General features: G+C 66.8%; 17 protein-coding genes. 5 read left to right on the forward strand and 12 right to left on the reverse strand.

All coding sequences use genetic code 11. From position 1 onward, the window contains the following. Positions 1-32 precede the first annotated feature (32 nt). The 10 genes from JHW40_RS21700 to JHW40_RS21745 form a co-directional block, all read right to left on the reverse strand. Entirely contained in the window at positions 33-125 is a 93-nt protein-coding gene (locus tag JHW40_RS21700) for an inorganic diphosphatase (protein WP_139208173.1), read from the reverse strand. 50 nt (positions 126-175) lie between these two features. After that, positions 176-1,009 (reverse strand): sulfate ABC transporter permease subunit CysW, encoded by an 834-nt coding sequence (cysW, locus tag JHW40_RS21705; protein WP_090613357.1) that lies wholly within the window; start codon positions 1,007-1,009, stop codon positions 176-178. Then, complete coding sequence (cysT, locus tag JHW40_RS21710; RefSeq protein ID WP_090613354.1) at positions 1,006-1,869, reverse strand: sulfate ABC transporter permease subunit CysT; 864 nt, start codon at positions 1,867-1,869, stop codon at positions 1,006-1,008. The genes cysW and cysT overlap by 4 nt, the downstream gene beginning before the upstream one ends. Further along, positions 1,866-2,858 (reverse strand): sulfate ABC transporter substrate-binding protein, encoded by a 993-nt coding sequence (locus tag JHW40_RS21715; protein ID WP_090613353.1) that lies wholly within the window; start codon positions 2,856-2,858, stop codon positions 1,866-1,868. Before JHW40_RS21715 ends, cysT begins: the two co-directional genes overlap by 4 nt. Then, complete coding sequence (locus tag JHW40_RS21720) at positions 2,855-3,955, reverse strand: sulfate/molybdate ABC transporter ATP-binding protein (protein ID WP_090613350.1); 1,101 nt, start codon at positions 3,953-3,955, stop codon at positions 2,855-2,857. Before JHW40_RS21720 ends, JHW40_RS21715 begins: the two co-directional genes overlap by 4 nt. Positions 3,956-4,136: 181 nt before the next feature. Next, positions 4,137-4,610: an Lrp/AsnC family transcriptional regulator gene (locus JHW40_RS21725; RefSeq protein WP_090613349.1), complete on the reverse strand. Its 474-nt coding sequence runs from the start codon at positions 4,608-4,610 to the stop codon at positions 4,137-4,139. Between the two features lie 71 nt (positions 4,611-4,681). Next, on the reverse strand, positions 4,682-5,935 hold the full coding sequence (locus JHW40_RS21730; protein WP_090613346.1) for a F390 synthetase-related protein: 1,254 nt from the start codon (positions 5,933-5,935) through the stop codon (positions 4,682-4,684). Continuing rightward, positions 5,926-6,714 carry an MBL fold metallo-hydrolase gene (locus JHW40_RS21735; protein ID WP_090613345.1) on the reverse strand — a complete coding sequence of 263 codons (789 nt, stop codon included), beginning with the start codon at positions 6,712-6,714 and terminating at the stop codon, positions 5,926-5,928. Before JHW40_RS21735 ends, JHW40_RS21730 begins: the two co-directional genes overlap by 10 nt. Further along, the gene (locus JHW40_RS21740) at positions 6,702-7,634 is read right to left on the reverse strand and encodes an NAD-dependent epimerase/dehydratase family protein (protein WP_090613343.1); all 933 of its coding nucleotides are present in this window, start codon (positions 7,632-7,634) and stop codon (positions 6,702-6,704) included. Before JHW40_RS21740 ends, JHW40_RS21735 begins: the two co-directional genes overlap by 13 nt. Continuing rightward, on the reverse strand, positions 7,634-8,623 hold the full coding sequence (locus JHW40_RS21745; RefSeq protein WP_090613341.1) for a 3-oxoacyl-[acyl-carrier-protein] synthase III C-terminal domain-containing protein: 990 nt from the start codon (positions 8,621-8,623) through the stop codon (positions 7,634-7,636). Before JHW40_RS21745 ends, JHW40_RS21740 begins: the two co-directional genes overlap by 1 nt. Positions 8,624-8,726: 103 nt before the next feature. On the opposite strand from JHW40_RS21745, the gene JHW40_RS21750 reads away from it, so the two are divergent. Together JHW40_RS21750 and JHW40_RS21755 are read left to right on the forward strand one after the other, a co-directional pair. Further along, entirely contained in the window at positions 8,727-9,320 is a 594-nt protein-coding gene (locus tag JHW40_RS21750; protein ID WP_090613338.1) for a TetR/AcrR family transcriptional regulator, read from the forward strand. 8 nt (positions 9,321-9,328) lie between these two features. Next, positions 9,329-10,402, forward strand: coding sequence for a sulfotransferase (locus tag JHW40_RS21755; RefSeq protein WP_244519235.1), 1,074 nt, complete (start codon positions 9,329-9,331; stop codon positions 10,400-10,402). Between the two features lie 6 nt (positions 10,403-10,408). Here JHW40_RS21755 and JHW40_RS21760 read toward each other — a convergent pair whose 3' ends face one another. Beyond that, positions 10,409-10,981, reverse strand: a complete 573-nt coding sequence (locus JHW40_RS21760; RefSeq protein ID WP_090613337.1) for a cytochrome b — start codon at positions 10,979-10,981, stop codon at positions 10,409-10,411. 203 nt (positions 10,982-11,184) lie between these two features. Here JHW40_RS21760 and JHW40_RS21765 point away from each other — a divergent pair, with 203 nt between their 5' ends. Genes JHW40_RS21765 through JHW40_RS21775 form a run of 3 tightly spaced genes read left to right on the forward strand, consistent with a single transcriptional unit; the run spans position 11,185 to position 16,914 of the window. Further along, the gene (locus tag JHW40_RS21765; RefSeq protein ID WP_090613335.1) at positions 11,185-12,804 is read left to right on the forward strand and encodes a (2,3-dihydroxybenzoyl)adenylate synthase; all 1,620 of its coding nucleotides are present in this window, start codon (positions 11,185-11,187) and stop codon (positions 12,802-12,804) included. Then, positions 12,801-13,037: a phosphopantetheine-binding protein gene (locus JHW40_RS21770; protein ID WP_090613333.1), complete on the forward strand. Its 237-nt coding sequence runs from the start codon at positions 12,801-12,803 to the stop codon at positions 13,035-13,037. Before JHW40_RS21765 ends, JHW40_RS21770 begins: the two co-directional genes overlap by 4 nt. 1 nt (position 13,038) lies before the next feature. Next, complete coding sequence (locus JHW40_RS21775) at positions 13,039-16,914, forward strand: non-ribosomal peptide synthetase (protein WP_211657316.1); 3,876 nt, start codon at positions 13,039-13,041, stop codon at positions 16,912-16,914. 3 nt (positions 16,915-16,917) lie between these two features. Here the strand turns inward: JHW40_RS21775 and JHW40_RS21780 are convergent, their stop codons facing one another. Then, positions 16,918-17,766, reverse strand: a complete 849-nt coding sequence (locus JHW40_RS21780) for an alpha/beta hydrolase (RefSeq protein ID WP_244519233.1) — start codon at positions 17,764-17,766, stop codon at positions 16,918-16,920. Between the last annotated feature and the right edge of the window lie 127 nt (positions 17,767-17,893).

Consider the following 17,893-nt stretch of genomic DNA (forward strand, 5'->3'; position numbering starts at 1 on the left):
GGGCGATGTCACAACGCCCGGAACGGCTGTCGTCAGTTGGCGCTGGGGGTCTGGCTGTCCTGCGCGCGCCAGGCCTCGGCAATGATCTTGCTGTCCTCTTCACCGCGGTCGATCATGTGCAACATGCCGATGCCGCCCTGTTAAGGCGGTGACGTAACGAAGGAATGACGCGCCCCTAGCCGCGCTGCGATTCCATGACGGTTTTCAGTACCATCACCACCAGCGCGATCACCGTCAGGGTCGAGGCGGCGGCAAAGGCTCCGGCGATGTTGAGGTCGTTGAACAGCAGCTCGATCTGAAGGGGCAGCGTGTTGGTCTGACCTCGGATCGACCCCGACACGACCGAGACCCCGCCGAATTCGCCCACCGCCCGCGCGGTGCACAAGACCGCACCATAAAGCAGCGCCCACCGGATATTGGGCAGGGTCACGCGGCGGAACACCTGCCAGCCGCTGGCGCCAAGGGTGACGGCGGCCTGTTCCTGCTCGGACCCCTGCGCCTGCATCAGCGGCAGCACTTCGCGCACCACGAAGGGCGAGGTGACGAACATCGTCACCATCACGATCCCCGGCAGCGCGAACGGGATCTGGATGTCATTGGCCATCAGCCACGACCCCATCAGCCCCTGCCGGCCATACAGCAGCAGATAGCAGATCCCGGCGATGATCGGAGAGATCGAGAACGGAATCTCGATCAGCACCAGCAGCAGCCTGCGCCCGCGAAAGCGGAAACGCGCAATCGCCCATGCCGCCGCCACGCCGAAAATCAGGTTGAACGGCACGGTCAGCAGCGCCACCATCGCCGTCAGCATGATCGCATGCAGCGTGTTTGGATCCAGAATATTGTTGAAGAACGCCTGTGAACCGGCTGAGAACGCGCGATAAAAAATATAGACCAGCGGCACCACCAGCGCCACCAGCGTCAGCGCGACGGCGGCACCAATCAGTGCTTGAGCTGCGCGGCGGTCGGGGCGTGGCGCCAGCGCGCCGGGGGCTGCGGCGGGCCTCATGCCGATTTCCCCTGATACCGTTGCGCCCGCGCCTGCAACAGACCGGACGCCGCCAGCAGCACCAGCGCGATCACCAGCAGCACCAGCGCAATCGCGGCGGCACCGTTATAGTCGTATTCCTCCAGCCGGATGACGGCCAGCAGCGAGGCGATCTCGGTCTTCATCGGCAGGTTGCCGGCGATGAAGACGACCGCCCCGAACTCTCCCAGTGAACGGGCGAAGGACAGGGTGATGCCGACCAGCCATGCGGGCAGGATCGCAGGCAGGACCACGCGGCGGAAGATCGTCCAGCGGGTCGCGCCAAGGGTGATCGCGGCCTCCTCATATTGCGGGTCCATGTCTTCCAGGATCGGCTGCACCGTGCGCACCACGAAGGGGATCGAGGTGAAGGACATGGCCAGCGCCACGCCCCAGATCGTATAGACGACATTGATGCCAAGCGGCGTCAGCAGCGCCCCATACCACCCGTTCGCGGCAAACAGCGCCGTCAGCGCCAGACCGGCCACCGCCGTCGGCAGCGCGAAGGGCACATCCATCAGCGCATCCAGCAGCCGTTTGCCCGGAAACTCATAGCGCACCAGCACCCACGCCATCAGCAAGCCGTAAAGCGCGTTGAAGATCGTGGCGATGGTGGCGGCCAGCAGCGTCAGTTGCAGCGCCGCAAGGGTGCGCGGCGCGGTGATGATCTGCATGAAACGCTGCGGCCCGATCTCGGCCCCCTTCAGCACCAGCGCGATCACCGGCAGCAGGACGATGATGCCCAGATAGCTGAGCGTCACGCCCATGGTCAGGCCAAAGCCCGGCAGCACGCGCTTGGCGCGCACCGGGACATTGCTGGCAAGGGGGGCCGAAACCGTCATTGGTTCACGAACACGCTGTCAAGGATTGCGCCTTCGGCCAGATGTTCCTCGTTGACCTTGTCCCAACCGCCGAAGACATCCTCGACCGTGACCAGACGCAGCTCGGGGAACTTGTCGGCGAACTCGGCCTGAACGGTCTCGTCATGGACGCGGTTGGCGTTCTCGGCCAGAACGCGTTGACCTTCAGTGGAATAGAGGAAGTCAAGATAAGCCTTTGAAACCTCGGTCGTCCCTTTGCGTTCGGTATTCTCGGAGACGATCGCGACGGGGAATTCGGCCAGAAGGCTCAGCGAGGGGGTCACCTGCTGGAAACCCTGATCGGCATATTGCGCGGCGATCTGCGCGGTCTCGGCCTCGAAGGTGACCAGAACATCGCCCAGTCCGCGTTCGGCAAAGGTGGCCGTCGAGGCACGCCCGCCGGTGTCGAAGACCGGGACATTGGCGAATAGCGCCCGCACGAAGTCCTGCGCGGCCTCCTGATCGCCGCCATTGCCGTCCAGCGCGAAGGCATAGGCCGCCAGATAGGTATAGCGCGCATTGCCGCTGGTTTTCGGGTTGGGGAAGATCACCTGCACGCCTTCGGCCACCAGATCGTCCCAGTCCTCGATGTTCTTCGGGTTGCCCTCGCGCACAAGGAAGGACGGCAGCGAATAATAGGGCGAGGCGTTGTTCGGGAAGGCTTCGCGCCAGTTTTCATCCACCAACCCGGAATCGGCCAGCACCTGAATGTCGGTGGTCTGGTTGAAAGTCACCACATCGGCGGGCAGACCTTCCAGAATGGCGCGCGCCTGCCGCGACGAACCGGCATGGGACTGGTCGATGGTCACGTCGCGACCGGTATCGGCCTTCCACTTCTCGGCAAAGACCGGGTTGACGGCGGCGAACAGCTCTCGTCCGATGTCATAGGACACGTTCAGGATCGCGTCCTGAGCGGATGCCTGAGTGGCCAGACCAAGCGTCAGCGCGGCGGCAAGAATACGGGTTTTCACAGTCTTTGCTCCTTGAAAGCGGAAATCGGGGTTGGCGCGGCGGCGGTCCTGGGGGACTGCTGGCCGGGGAAAAGGCGGCCTGCCTCGGGGCGCAGGCTGACGGTCTGGCCAAGTTCCAGCCGGTCGAGGGTGCGGCGCGGCACCTCGGCCTCTAGGCGGCAATCGCCGGGGCCTTGCAGGGTGATACGCAGCAGCGCGCCGGTCGAGGCGACATCGGTGACGTGGAACGGGCCTGCCGGGTCGGGCTGGACCGCAATATCCGAGGGGCGCAGGAACAGCGTCGCCGGGCCATCGGCCATCGCCCGACGCGGCAGCGCGGCCAGATCCAGCCCCGGTGCCTCGGCCCGGCCCTGCCGCATGGTCACCGGCAGTTCGACCGTCAGCCCCACGAAACGGGCGACGAAATCCGAAGCGGGGTGGTCATAGATCTCATCCGGGTGGCCGATCTGTTCGATCCGCCCTGCCCCCATCACCACCACGCGGTCGGCCAGCTCGAACGCCTCTTCCTGATCGTGGGTGACGAAGATGGTGGTGGTCTGGCTGGCCTCGTGGACACCGCGCAGCCAGCGGCGCAGATCGCGGCGGACCTGCGCATCCAGCGCGCCGAAGGGTTCGTCCAGCAGCAGAAGCTGCGGAGAGATCGCCAGCGCCCGCCCCAGCGCCACCCGCTGACGCTGCCCGCCCGACAATTCGGTGGGATAGCGGTCGGCCAGCGTGTCGATCTGCAGGAAATGCAGCAATTCCCGCACCTTCTCGGCGATTTCTGGACTGGACGGACGGTCGCGCCGTGGCAGGACGGTCAGGCCGAAGGCGATATTGTCGCGCACCTTCATATGCGGAAACAGCGCGTAATGCTGAAAGACAAAGCCGGTGCGGCGTTCCTGCGCGGTCTTGCGCAGCCAGTCCTGCCCGCCCACCGTCAGGCTGCCCGCATCGGGCCAGTCCAACCCGGCGATGATCCGCAGCAGCGTGGTCTTGCCCGATCCCGACGGCCCCAGCAGGGCAACGAGTTCACCCTGCCGGATGTCGAGGTCGATGCCCCGCAACACCTCGGTCTGGTCGAAGCGACGGGTCAGATTGGCGATGGAGAGGCTCATGTTCACGTCCGGTTTGCACTGGATGAAAACTAAGCACGGCGCAAGGTGAAGCCAAGGAAAGGAAGCCGATCATTTACCCCGGCATTTTGGATGGATTTGCCAAATGATACCGCCGTAAAGGAATAATATTCTCCATACCGCCCATAAGGCGAGTTCAGAGGCCAAATCCTTTCCCGGCGGTTCAGAAGCTGTGCGTGTCAATGGGATAGGCGGTGGTAAAGATCATCCGCTCCATCGCGAAATGAGAGGTGACGTTCTTGATCGGGATCGCATCGGTCAGGCGCTTGTAAAGACCATCGAAGGCGGCCATGTCGCGGACCGAGACCCGCAGCAGATAGTCCATCTCTCCGGCCATGCGATAGACCTCCATGATCTCGGGGATGGTGCTGACGGTTTCGGTGAAACGCTGCCGCCATTCGGCGCTGTGATCGGGGGCGACGATGCCCACAAACACGGTCAGGCCAAAGCCGATCCGGGCGGGATTGGCGATGGCGACGCGCCCGGTCAGCACGCCGGTTGCCTCCAGCTTCTGGATGCGCTTCCAGCAGGGGGTCTGGGACAGGCCGACCCGATCGGCGATCTGCGCCACCGACAGGCTGGAATCCTGCATCAGTTCATGGACGATCTTGCGGTCTATCAGGTCCAGTTCGGGCATCAGGTCATCCGGTGGGGCTTGGGCTGGGTCACAATGCCTTGCCCCGGCGGGAATGTCACCCGCCCCCGCGATCAGCCCGCATCCACCCGGACGCGGCGTCGCTTGGCGTCGCCTTCGGATGGCAGGCCCTGACGGACCAGCAGTTGCGGCGGGGTGCAGTTCAGCCGCCGCCCCAGATCGGTCAGGGCCTGTTCCAGCGCCGGGCGGGGATCGCTGTCGGCGCCGTCCAGCCAGATTTCCAGCACATCGCCCCGCTGGATCGCGCGCCAGTCCCGCAGGCGCAGCGGCAGGCAGGCGATCATGTTGCGGATGGCGTCGGCGGGCACCAGACGCGGGCCCGAAGGGCCGGGCCACCACAGCATGTCGTCCTCTCTTCCCTCGATCCGGGCGATGCGCTGGCTGGCGCAGCCGCATGGGCAGGGCTCTGGGTCGGGGATCAGCACGTCGTTCAGCCGATAATTCAGGATCGGCAGGCTTTCGCGGGTGAAATCGTGAATGACCGGGCAGAAGGCGCCGGTGGCGGGGTCGATCACGTCACGCTCGATCCGCAGCCAATGTTCGTTCAGGTGCAGATTGCCGGCGGGGCAGGTCATCGCCATCACGCCCTCGGTCGCCTGATAGACCTCATCCACCCGGCAGCCGAAACTTGCGGTGATGGCGGCGCGGTCATCGGGCATCAGCGTTTCCGCGATCGAGATCACCCGCTGCGGCGAAATCCGCAGCCCGGCCAGCGCCAGTTGCCCCAGAATGCGGGCGGGCGCGATCAGCACGGTCGGGTCCAGCCCATTCAGCCGCGGCAGATGCTCGTCCCAGGGTGTCATCATGTCGAAGAACTCGAACCGGATCATCGGGTTGGACATGCTGCGATACAGCGCATTGTCGGCGCGCATGAAAAACGCCACCCGCTGACGCCGCCGCAGATCGGGCCAGAACCGCCCCAGCATGATCGCCGCCCATTGCGCCCTTTCGCGCGGCGTGGTCAGAAACAGCCCCCGCTGCCCCGAGGTGCCGGTGGACAGCCCGACCGATACCTTGCCGATCAGGGGCGAGAAGTCGCGCGTCTTTTCGGCCCGCAGCGCGACCTCCAGCGCCCGATCATAGTCCAGTCCGCAGGTGTTGATGGCGGAAAAATTCTCCATCAGGCTGGCCTTGTCCATGCGCGGCAGGGCGGCCAGCGGTGTGCGGGCCAGATCGCGATAAAAGGGCGATCGCGGCATCACCTTGCGGCGGAAGCGGTCGAAGGCGCGGACGTGATGGCTTTCGATCGCGGCGCGCGACGGAAAGCAGCGGCCATAGCGCGCGGTCAGGAAGGTGGTCAGGAACATGGCGCGACCTCGGGGCAATGAGAGGGGTCCAGGCGGATCTCGGGGCGCAGCAGCATCAGCCGCCGCAGCGCGGTGAAGGTCTGGGCATAGGCCGTCGCATCGCCCAGCCCCGACAACACCACGCGCGGCGGCATCCGGTTCAGGCGCAGCGCGCGGCGCGAATAGGCGGCATCGGCGATCAGCAGCCGCGCGGCCTCGGGGATCCACAGGCCCATCTGGCCGACGCCATGCCCCGGCAACGGCACCGCCAGCAGGCGGCCATCGCCCAGCAGGTCATGGCCCGAGGGAAAGCACGGCAGGCCGGTGTCGCGCAAGGGCTGGTTCTCGATCATTGACAGCGGGCGCGACAGGATCATGTCGCGCAGGCGCGGCGGACAGGCCGCCCGCGTTGCCGCCAGATCGGACAGCCCGCGCAGATGCGCCACGGCTGTGGCCGAGGCCGCGACCGGGACATGGGCGGGCAGATCGCACAGCCCGGCGACGTGATCGGCATGCAGATGGGTCAGCATCACCAGATCGGGCTGGCAGGGCAGTTGCCGGTTCAGCCGCTGGCTGTCGGGCAGCCTGACCGGCGTCAACCAGCGATAGATGCGGGCCGGAAACCCGGCGGTGGCCTCGAAAAACGCCGGGCCATAGCCGCAATCGACCAGCAGGCTGAACCCCTCCAGCCGGATCAGCGTGACCAGCGCGGGAAAGCTGACCGGCAGCGGCCCGCCCGTTCCCGCCGCCCAGCCGATGGCGCGGCAGGAACCGACCTGATGGGTGGTCAGGCAAAGCACTCTTGCAGCCCTTCCTCGAACCCGACCAGCGGCTTGTACCCCAGATCGCGCCGGGCGGCGGTGATGTCCAGCGTCAGGCTGCGCCCCAGCGAGGCCACGGCCTGCCGGGTCAGCGCCGGCTCGGCCCCGCCGCGCCAGCGCGCCATCGTCTCGGCGGTCGTGGCCAGCGACATGGCCAGCGAATAGGGGATCCGGGGACTGCGAAAGCGCAGCCCGCTGCGGCGCCCGGCGATCTCGACCAGATCGCGAAAGGCGAAGGCCCGGCCCGAAGTCACGTTCCAGACCCGCCCGCCCGGCCCCGACGCGGCAAGGATCATCGCCCGCGCCGCATCGCGCCGGTGGGTCACGTCGATCAGGGCGTGCCCGCCGCCGATCATCGGCACCATGCCCCGGCGCATCGCCTGAAACAGCCGCGGCAGCAGCGAACGGTCGTAGCGGCCATAGATGGCGCGGGGCCGGATCGCGTTGCAGCGCATCCCGCCATCGGCGGCCAGCACCATCCGCTCGGCCAGCCGCTTGTAATGGGCATAGGGGGTGACGCAGCGCGCGGGCAGCGGCGCATTCTCGGCCACGTCCAGCCGGTCGGTGCCGTCGGCGTAGAGGCTGGGGGTCGAGGCAAAGACAAAGCGCATCGCCCCGGCATCTTCGGCGGCCTGAAGCAGCCGCCTTGTGGCGGTGACATTGGCGGCGATGAACTCGGCCTCGGACCCCCAGGCGGAAGACAGCGCGGCACAGTGAAAGACCACATCGACGCCCTTCAGGATCGGGCGCAGATCCGAGGTGACCAGATCGGCGGCCATGAAATCGGGCAGGTCGGCAGGGGTCCGCGCCGTCGTGCGCAGGTTCCAGCCATGCAGGCTCAGCTCTTCGACAAGGGCGCGGCCAAGGCAGCCCGTCGCTCCGGTGACAAGGGCGCGCATCAGAACCTCACCACGCTGCCGCCAAGCGAAATGCCGGCCGAGGTTCCGATCAGCAGCGCATGATCGCCGCGCTTCAGCCGCCCGCTGCGCACGGCATGATCCAGCGCCGTCGGGATCGAAGCCGCGATCTGATTGCCATGCTGGGCAAAGATATTGACCACCCGCTCTGCCCCCAGCAGCAGGTTCTGGATGGCGTGGTTCAGCGACTGCGCGCTGGCCTGATGGGGAATGACGCAATCCAGCCGGTCCAGCCCGACCTCGGATTTCAGCAGCAGGCGGCGCAGGAAGCGCGGCAGATAGCGCGAGGCGACGCGGAACGCCTTTTGCCCGTCCATCCGAAAGCGATCCTCGCCCGTCTGCATGCCGCGCACCGGGTTGACGCGGGTGCCCCCGGCGGCCAGCACGCAGGCATCGCGGCCTTGCGAATAGGTCTCGAAACCCATGGCCAGCAGGGCGCTGTCGCCTTCGCCCGCCTCCAGCACGACCGCCGCCGCGCCATCGCCAAAGATCGCCGCCGCCTCCGGGTGGCCCCAATCCAGCCCGACCGAAGCGATGTCCGACGAAAACACCAGAACCCGTTTGGCCCGCCCGGTCTGGATATGCATTGCCGCGACATCCATCCCCTTCAGAAAGCCAAGGCAGGTCGCGTTCACATCCCATGCGGGTATGCCGCTGCGTCCCAGCCCCAGCCGGTCCTGCACCAGAACGGCGGTCGAGGGGATCGGCTGCTCCATGACGCCGCAGGCGCCGATGATCAGGTCGATGTCGCGCGGACCGCAGCCCGCCATCTCCATCGCCTGCAACGCCGCCCCGGCCGCCATGGCCGAGGTGGTTTCCTCGTCATCGGCGACGTGGCGGGTCTTGATGCCATAAAGCGAATGGCAGGTGCCCGGACGCCAGCCCAGACGGGCGTCTATTTCTTCCGAAGTCAGGATACGGCGGGGAAGATAGCTGCCCGTGCCGCAGATCTTGAGGGGAATCGGTTGCATCGCTGATACCATTATTGGACAGTGTTCATTAACGTTGACAAAGGTTGACCTTCACGTCAAGACGTTTTATTGAACATTGTTCACAAATGTTGGAAAAGGATTCATGGCCCGTCCTCGTCAGTATGATTACGAAGCCCTCCGCTCTGCCTCGATCGAGGCTGCCAGGCAGCTTCTGGAGGAAGGCGGCCCCACCGCCCTGACAGCGCGCGCGCTGGCTCAGGCGGTCGGGACGACGCCCGGCACGATCTATAATCTGTTCGACGGCATGAACGCGGTCCTGCTGGAGGTGAACCGGATGGGGTTCATCGATCTGGCCCGCGCCGTCGATGCAATTCCGCCCGGTCAGGATTCGCGCGAATGGCTGGTGGCGATGGCCGATACCTATGTCGATTTCGTGGTCGAACGCCCCGAGGTCTGGCGCGGATTGTTCGAAGGCCCGCGCGTCACCGACCAGTTTCCGGTCTGGTATACCGGCATGATCGAGGCGCTGATCGACCGCGTGGCCCTGCCGATCAGGGCGCTTGAGCCACGCACCGATGCGCGCCTGCTGGCCGAGGAATTGCTGGTATCGGTCCACGGCGTCGTGTCGCTGTCGGCCAGTTCGCGGCTGGACCTGCTGACCCGGCAGGAACCGCACCAGCTGGCGCATCGGATGATCGACCGGCTGATCGCCTCGATCAAGTCCGGGGCCGCCTGAGGATGCGGATGGAAGCCGCACCCCTGCGGGCCGCCGATCCGTCCGGCCAGCCGATGCGCGGCGGGCTGATTCTTGGCTCGGCCCGCTGCGGTTCGACCCTGTTGTCGCAAGTGCTGCGGCTGCACCCGGATATCCTGTCGCTGTCCGAGCTGTTCTCGACCGCCGGGCCGCATGCCTTCCGTCCGGTGCGCACGCGAATCAGTGGCGCGGCGTTTTGGCATCGGCTGGCCAGGCCTTCGGCTGCGCTGTCGCAACTGGCCAATCCCGATATCGCGCCGGACGAGTTCCTCTATGGCCGGGTGGCTGATCCCGCGCATGATCCCTATGCCTGCCCGCCGCTGCTGGCGGTGACGCTGCCGCATCTGAGCGAGCGACCCGACGACCTGTTCGCGCGTCTTGCCACTGCCGCGAACGCCCGCCTCGATCTGCCGCTGGCCGATCATTACCGGGCGCTGTTTGCGGATCTTGCGGGCGAGGCCGGTGGGAAAAGGATCTGGGTCGAGCGGTCGGGCGGATCACTGGCCGCGGCGGGCACCTTGCGCGGGCTGTTTCCCGAGGCCCGGCCGGTGCTGTTGTTGCGCAACGGGGCCGATACGGCGCTGTCGATGCGCGACTATCCGGCGGCGCGGCTGGCGATCTGGATGTGGAGCAGGCTGCGCCCCCTTGGCATCGACCTGCTGGGCCCGCGCGGCCATTACGGGCGCGGCGCGCTGTGGCCGGTGATCGCCGCCATCGGCGGGCAGGTCGGGGTCCGCCGCATCCTGTCGCGCCGCCCCGGGTTGCGTGAATGCGGCGCCTTCTGGTCGGCGGTCACCGTTGCCGGTCTGCGTGGGATGGAGGGTGCCCGCCCGCTGGTCCTGCATTACGAAGACCTTTGCACCCGGCCCCGCAGCGAGCTGGCGCGGCTGGGCATCTATCTGACCGGACGCGCGCCCGAGGATTGGCTGAACGCGGCCTCGGGTCTGCCCCGTGTACGGCCCTCGCGCGTCGATCAACTGCCGGGGCCAGAGCGTGATATCCTGACGCGGGCCGTCGAGCGTGGAGAATTCGCGCTGGCCGCGGCAGGGCTGGCGCGGCGCTGAGGGGCCTCAGCCCCGGCGTCCCGCCATCCGCGACAGGGTGTCGTCGCGCCACATCCGTTCATGCACAATGACCATGCCGACATGACCCAGGATCAGCAGGGCCATCACCCATGCCAGTTCCCCATGCAGCAACCCGGCCAGTTTGCCAGTCCAGGCGATCTCGACCTCGCGCGCAGGGAAGATTTCAAAGCCGAACGGCGCAAAGACACGTTCGCCGCCCCATGCCCGCAGCAGCGCCAGACTGGGCACGGTCAGCATCAGAACATACATCGCGCCATGCCCCAGACGTGCGGTGGTGGCAATGAATCCGCTGCCGTGATCGGGGCGGTTCCGCCGGTTGCTGCGTGCCCAGATCAGCCGCACGAGGATCAGCAGAAACAGCACCGTGCCAACCGGCTGATGCAGCCCGACGAAAAAGCTGGCGATGGAATCCCGGCCCAGCAGCAGACGCAGCCCCATGCCGACGAACTGCCACAACAGCAACGCGGCCATCAGCCAATGCAGAACCCGGGTCACGATGCCATAGCGTTCGCTGCTGTCGCGCCAATACGCCTGTGTCGGGGGAGGAACTGTCGTCATCTGAATACTCGCTCTTTCTGGAACACGCCGCGTACCGGGGACGCTGTCTGGCAAAGGGGCGGGACGAAATGTCCTGACAAAACATACCGGCGATGCTGCGGGGCAGCAATGGCGTGACGAAAAGTTGACGATTACAGTCGGGCACAGTATTGCCGGGCCCAGGCAAGCAAGGCAGGTGTGCGGTGTCCGATCCAGTTGATTTCATGCCCCGGCAGGTTTGGCCGGATGAATTCGCCAGTCTTTACCGCGAAAAGGGCTATTGGCAGGGCGAAACTTTCGGTGATTTCCTGCGCGCCCGCGCCGCCCGGCATCCCGACCGGCTGGCCGTGGTCGATGCCCAGAACCGCTGGACCTATGCCGAGGTGCTGGAACGCGCCGAAGCCGCCGCGCGCGGACTGATGGGGCTGGGTTTGCAGCCGGGCGACCGGGTGATCGTGCAGCTTCCCAATATCGCCGGTTTCGTTTCGGCGGTCTTTGGCGTGTTTCTGGCCGGGCTGATCCCGGTCTATGCCCTGCCCGCCCATCGCCAGACCGAGCTGGTCCATTTCGCCAACCGCTCTGGCGCCAGGGCGCTGATGATCGCCGACCGGCACGAGGGGTTCGACTATCGCCCGCTGGCCTCGGCCGTGCAGCAAGAGGTGCCGGGCATCGCGCATGTCGTGGTGATCGGCGATCCCGGCCCGCATCTGGCGCTGGACGCCCTGCCCGCCAGCGATGCCGAACTGCCGCAGGTCGATCCGTCCTCGGTGGCGTTCTTGCAGATCTCGGGCGGCTCGACCGGGCTGTCGAAACTGATCCCGCGCACGCATGACGATTACATCTACAGCTTCCGCGCCAGTGCCGAGATCTGTGGACTGGGGCCCGACAGTGTCTATATGGCCGCGCTGCCCGTCGCGCATAACTTCCCGATGAGCTCTCCGGGGCTGATGGGCGCGCTTTATGCCGGATCGCGCGTGGTCATGTGTCCCAATCCCAGCGCCGAAACCGCCTTCGGGCTGATCGCGGCCGAGGGCGTGACCATCACCGGCGTCGTGCCCCCCGTGGCGCTGTTGTGGATGCAGGCCGCGCCCCGCACGAAGCACGACATCTCCAGCCTTCAGGTCTTGCAGGTGGGCGGCGCGAAATTCATCCCCGAGGCGGCGGCCCGGGTGCGCGGCGCATTGGGCTGCACCTTGCAGCAGGTCTTTGGCATGGCCGAGGGGCTGGTGAACTATACCCGGCTGGACGACCCCGAAGAAATCATCATCGGCACACAGGGCCGCCCGATCAGCCCCGATGACGAGGTGCTGGTGCTGGATGACGAGGGCAATCCGGTCCCCGAGGGCGAGCCGGGCCATCTGCTGACGCGCGGCCCCTATACGATCCGCGCCTATCACAACGAACCTTCGGCCAATGCCCGCAGCTTTACCCCGGACGGCTTCTATCGCACCGGCGATATCGTCCGGCGGCTGCCCGGCGGTTATCTGGTGGTGCAGGGCCGGGCGGGCGATCACATCAACCGGGCGGGCGAGAAGATCTCGGCCGAGGAGATCGAGGACCACCTGCTGGCCCATACAGGCATCTTCGACGCCGCCGTGGTCTCGATCCCCGACGAATTTCTGGGCGAACGCAGCTGCGCCTTCGTGATCCTTCAGCCCGATACCGCCCTGCGCGCGCCCGAGGTCAAGGCCTTCATGCGTGGCCGCGGCGTGGCCGATTTCAAGGTGCCCGATCAGGTGGTGTTCGTGCCTGAATTCGAGACCACCGCCGTCGGCAAGATCAGCCGTAACCAGTTGCGCGCCCGGCTGCGCGCCCGTTTCCTGGAGGAAGGAGCAAGGCCATGACGCTGACGCTGGACAAGATGCGCGCCGATATCGCCGCCATCATCGACCTTGACCCGTCCGAGGTGGGCGATGACGATATCCTGCCCGATCTGGGGCTGGATTCGCTGCGTATGATGCGTCTGGTTCTGGCCTGGGAAGAGGCTGGGCTGAAGGCCGATTTCGGGCTGTTCGCCGAATACTCCACCCTTGGCGAATGGTGGCGCGAGGTCGTCCGGCCCGCTCAGGCCGACTGACATGACGGCCCATGATCCGGTCACGCGCGCCCTGCCGGGCGATATCCGCATGCGCCCTCTGACCGAGGCACAGGAGGGATTGTGGTATGCGCAGGCGCTGGACCCGGCGAACCCGATCCTGAACACCGGGCAGTATCTGGACCTGCGCGGCCCGCTGGATCGCGCGGCGCTGCTGCAGGCGCTGGCGCAGACCATCGCGGAATCCGAGGCGCTGCATCTGCGCTTTCAGACCGGCCCGGACGGCCCCCGGCAATGGCTTTCGGATCAGGGCATCACACCCGCCACCGTCGATCTGCGCGGCCACCCCGGGGCCGAGGCCGAGGCGCTGGCCCGGATGCAGGCCGACAGCAACCGCCCGCTGGATCTGAGCCGCGATCCCGTCGCGGCCTTTACCCTGTTCATCCTCAGCGATGATCGCCACCTGCTGTATGAACGGATCCACCATCTGGCCATCGACGGTTATGGCATGGTGCTGGTGACGAACCGGATCGGGGAACACTATGCCGCGCTGACCGGCGCGGGACCGGTGCCGATCGCCTTTCCGCCCTATCAGCGCGCCCATGACGAGGATGCCGCATGGCGTGCCTCCGACCGCCGACAGGCCGCCGCCGCATGGTGGAAAGCCGCGCTGACCGATCTGCCCGAGGTCACCGGCCCCGTTCCGGGACGCGCCAACAGTGGCCATGATTTCATTCGTAAAACAAGATGGTTGCCTGATGATATTACGAATTTGCTGGAGGTTTATTCCGAAACCCACAAGCTGAGCTGGCCCGATGTGCTGAACGCGCTGACCGGGGCCTATCTGGCCCGCTGGACCGGCAATGAGGCGGTGATCGGCCTGCCCTTCATGGCCCGGATCGGGCGTAAGATCGCGCGACTGCCCTGCATGGCAATGAACGTGCTGCCGCATCGCATCCGCCCTGACGAAGGCGCGCCCCTGCCCGGCTGGCTGCGCGATCAGGCCGCCCTGATGCGCGAGGCCCGCAAATATGGGCTGTACCGCAGCGAATATCTGCGCCGCGATCTGGGGTTGATCGGTGGTTCGCGGCGGCTTTATGGCCCGCTGGTCAATGTGCAGCCCTTCGACCGCCCGCCGGTCTTTCCGGGCTTGCAAGTCGGGCTGCACATCCTTGGCGCGGGGGCGGTGGATGATCTGACCTTCACCTTCCGGGGCGATCCGCAGGCCGGGTTGCTGTTCGAGGTCGATGCGAATCCGGCGCTTTATACCGCCACCGATATCGCCGGACATTCGGCGCGACTGATCGCCTTTCTGTCGGCTGCGCTGCGGGCCGACAATCTGGCACAGATCCCCACCGCCAGCCCGGCCGAGATCGCGGCGACCAATGCGGTGAACGACACCAGCCATCCGCTGACAGACACGACCCTGACCGCGCTGATCGAGGCGCAGATGGTCGCTCGCCCCGAAGAAACAGCATTAAGTTTCTTCGACAATAATCTGAACTTCAATGAATTGGATCGGCTCAGTGCGGCGCTGGCGGCGCGGTTGCAGGCGCTGGGTGCGGGGCCGGATCGGCTGGTGGCCGTGGCGCTGGAACGCTCGCTGCATCTGCCCATCGCGTTGCTGGCGGTTCTGCGGGCGGGCGCCGCCTATCTGCCGCTGGACCCCGATCACCCGCCCGAGCGGATCGCCCGCATCCTGTCGCGGGCGCAGCCGGTCGCGGTGCTGACCTCTGCCGACCTGGCCGGGCTGTTTCCGGCGGATGCGGCGCTGCTGCTGACCGATGACTGGCCGGAACAGGGGCGGCCAGGCCCCACCGGCACGACGCCCGGCGATCTGGCCTATGTCATCTTCACCTCTGGCTCGACCGGAGAGCCGAAGGGCGTGATGGTCGAACACCGCGCCATCGTGAACCGGCTGCTGTGGATGCAGGCGCATTACGGCGTCGATGCCAGCGACCGCATCCTGCAAAAGACCCCGGCGACCTTCGATGTCTCGGTGTGGGAATTCTTCCTGCCGATGCTGGCCGGGGCCGAACTGGTCATGGCCGCGCCCGGCGCCCATCGCGACCCCGCGCAGATCGCTGCCGCGATCCGCCGCCACGGGATTACCACGTTGCATTTCGTGCCCTCGATGCTGTCGGCCTTTCTGGCCTCGCCCGCATCCGACGGACTGGAATTGCGCCGCGTCTTCTGTTCGGGCGAGGAACTGACCGCCGATCACCGCGACCGTTTTCACAGCAAGATCAACGCGCAACTTCACAATCTTTATGGGCCGACTGAAGCTGCGGTCGATGTCAGCTACTGGCCCGCCACGCCCGACGACAGTGCCAATCCGGTGCCGATCGGCTGGCCGGTCTGGAATACCCGGCTGGAGGTGCTGGACGACCGGATGCGCCCGGTGCCGCCGGGGCTGGCCGGGCATCTCTATCTGGGCGGGGTGCAGCTGGCGCGCGGCTATCTGGGCCGTGACGACCTGACCGCCGAACGCTTCATTCCCGACCCGGCGCGGCCCGGCGAAAGGCTCTATGCCACCGGCGATCTGGCGCGGCGACGTGATGACGGGGCGGTGGTCTATCTGGGTCGCTCGGACCATCAGGTGAAGATCCGGGGGTTGCGGATCGAACTGGGCGAGATCGAGGCCGCCATCATCGCCACCGGACTGGCTCGCGAATGCGTGGTGCTGGCGCGCGAGGACCGGGCGGGCGACAAGCGTCTGGTCGCCTATCTGGTGCCATCCGACGATTACACCCAGGGCGCGCTGGCGTCGCAACTGGCGGCGGTGCTGCCCGCCTATATGCTTCCATCGGCAGAGATCGCGCTGGCGTCGCTGCCGGTCACCTCGAACGGCAAGCTGGACCGCAAGGCCCTGCCCGCGCCGGTCTTTTCCGCCAGCGGTCGCGCGGCTGAAACGCCGATGGAACAGATGCTGGCGCGGCTGTTCGCGGATATCCTGCACCTGCCCGCACCCGCCCCGGCCGAGGCCGATTTCTTTGCGCTTGGCGGCGATTCGTTGTCGGCAGTACGGCTGGCGCAGCGGATCGAGGCCCAAACCGGGCGCGACCCCGGTCTGGGCACGATCTTTGAACAGCCGGTCCTGTCGCAACTGGCGCAGGCGTTGCAGGCCGAGACGCAGGATGACGGTCTGGGTCCACTGATCCTGCTGGCCGAGGGGGCACCCGACGCGGCGCCCTTGTTCGTGATCCATCCGGCGGGCGGTATCGCATGGGGCTATCGCGGGCTGGCGCGGCTGATCGCGCCCGCGCGGCAGGTCTGGGGATTGCAGCATCCGGGGCTGGATGCGGCGCAGCCCCTGCCTGACAGCCTCGATGCGCTGGCGCGGGATTATGTCCGCCGCGTCGTCGCTCTGGTGCCTTCGGGGCCGGTGCATCTGGCGGGCTGGTCGGTCGGTGGCATCATCGCGCAGACCATGGCGGTCGAACTGGCGGCAATGGGGCGAGAGGTCGGGCTGGTCGCGGCGCTGGACAGCTATCCCGCCGATGTCTGGCGCGACGAGCCCGCGCCCGATCCCGTGGCTGCCCTGCGTGCGCTGCTGGCCATCGCCGGTTACGACCCCGAGGCGCATCGCGATCTGGACAGCCGCGACAAGGTGGTGGCCTTCCTGCGGGCGGGCGATTCGACGCTGGGGGCGCTTCCCACGCCGGTTCTGGATGGGGTGGTGCGGACGGTGACCGATACCAACCGGCTGGTGCGCGGCCATCATCACCGCCACGGCGCCGCCACGCTGACCCATATCCGCGCCGCGCTGGATCACAGGGATCGCGATCTGACGGCGGCCCTGTGGCAGCCCTATGCCGCGCGGGTCGAGGCGCTGGAGGTGCCGTTCCTGCACGCGCATATGACCTCGGCCGAGGCATCGGCACTGATCGCGCCGTTGCTGGCCGCGCGGATGGGCTAAGGCTTACGCCGCCGCAAAAGGCAAGGCCAGCGGCAGCGATCCGGCGATGGTCTGGATATGGATCAGCCCCGGCAGCACATGCAGATCCGGCGACAGCCCGGTGCCCTCTTGCAGATCGGCCACGAATTTCAGCGTGGCGGGGGCGGGACCGTCGGGCGGCGGGCCGGAACTGCCCGAGCGTTTCTCCTTGTTCCCCAGCGCCACCAGCAGGGGCGGCGCATCCGCCATCGGCCCGGCCTGTTCGGCGACGCGGCGGATCAACGGCTCGTCCCACCAGATCGACGGGCTGATCGAGGCGAAACGCGCGAAACTGTCGGGCTGCGTCAGCAGCGCATAAAGGGTGAACAGCCCGCCGAAACTGTGCCCCCACAAGGTCCGGCGCGTGGGGTCGATGGGCAGACCGGCCTCGGCTGCGGCGCGCAGGGGGCCGGTCAGGCGGTCCAGAAACTGCGCGGCACCGCCCGCCATGCGGCCCGGATGGACCGGATCGGGGCGGATGCCGTCGCCCGGCCCGTCGGGGGCGGTGAAATCCAGCGTGCGCCTTTCGCGGGCGAACTGGCGGTCGATGTCATAGCCAACGCCGACCAGCATCAGTCCCGGCACCAGCGCCAGATGTTCCGGCGTCAGAAAATCGAACGCCGCATTACCATCCAGCAGATAGATCACCGGCCAGCCCGCCTGCGGCGCTTCGCCGCGCGGCACGGCCAGAAACAGCCGGTGGCCGGGGCCGCAATCCACGACCTTTTGCGACAGGATATGGGTCGGCAGATCTTCCCCGAAAATCCTCAGCTCCGCCTGCGCCCGCGCATGTTCCGGCCCCACGCGCCCGGTATCCCTGCCTGTCTGCGTCACTGTCCGGCCCCTTTCCTGTTTTCTGCCATTGTCGCCCCGTGTCATGGGTTTCAGATGTTGACAACCTTGGTCAGGAATATACTGCTGCACGGGATCGAAGCCAGACCGTATCACCGGACAAGCCCGA

The organism is Paracoccus alcaliphilus, assembly GCF_028553725.1.
In the GTDB taxonomy this organism is placed as follows: domain Bacteria; phylum Pseudomonadota; class Alphaproteobacteria; order Rhodobacterales; family Rhodobacteraceae; genus Paracoccus; species Paracoccus alcaliphilus.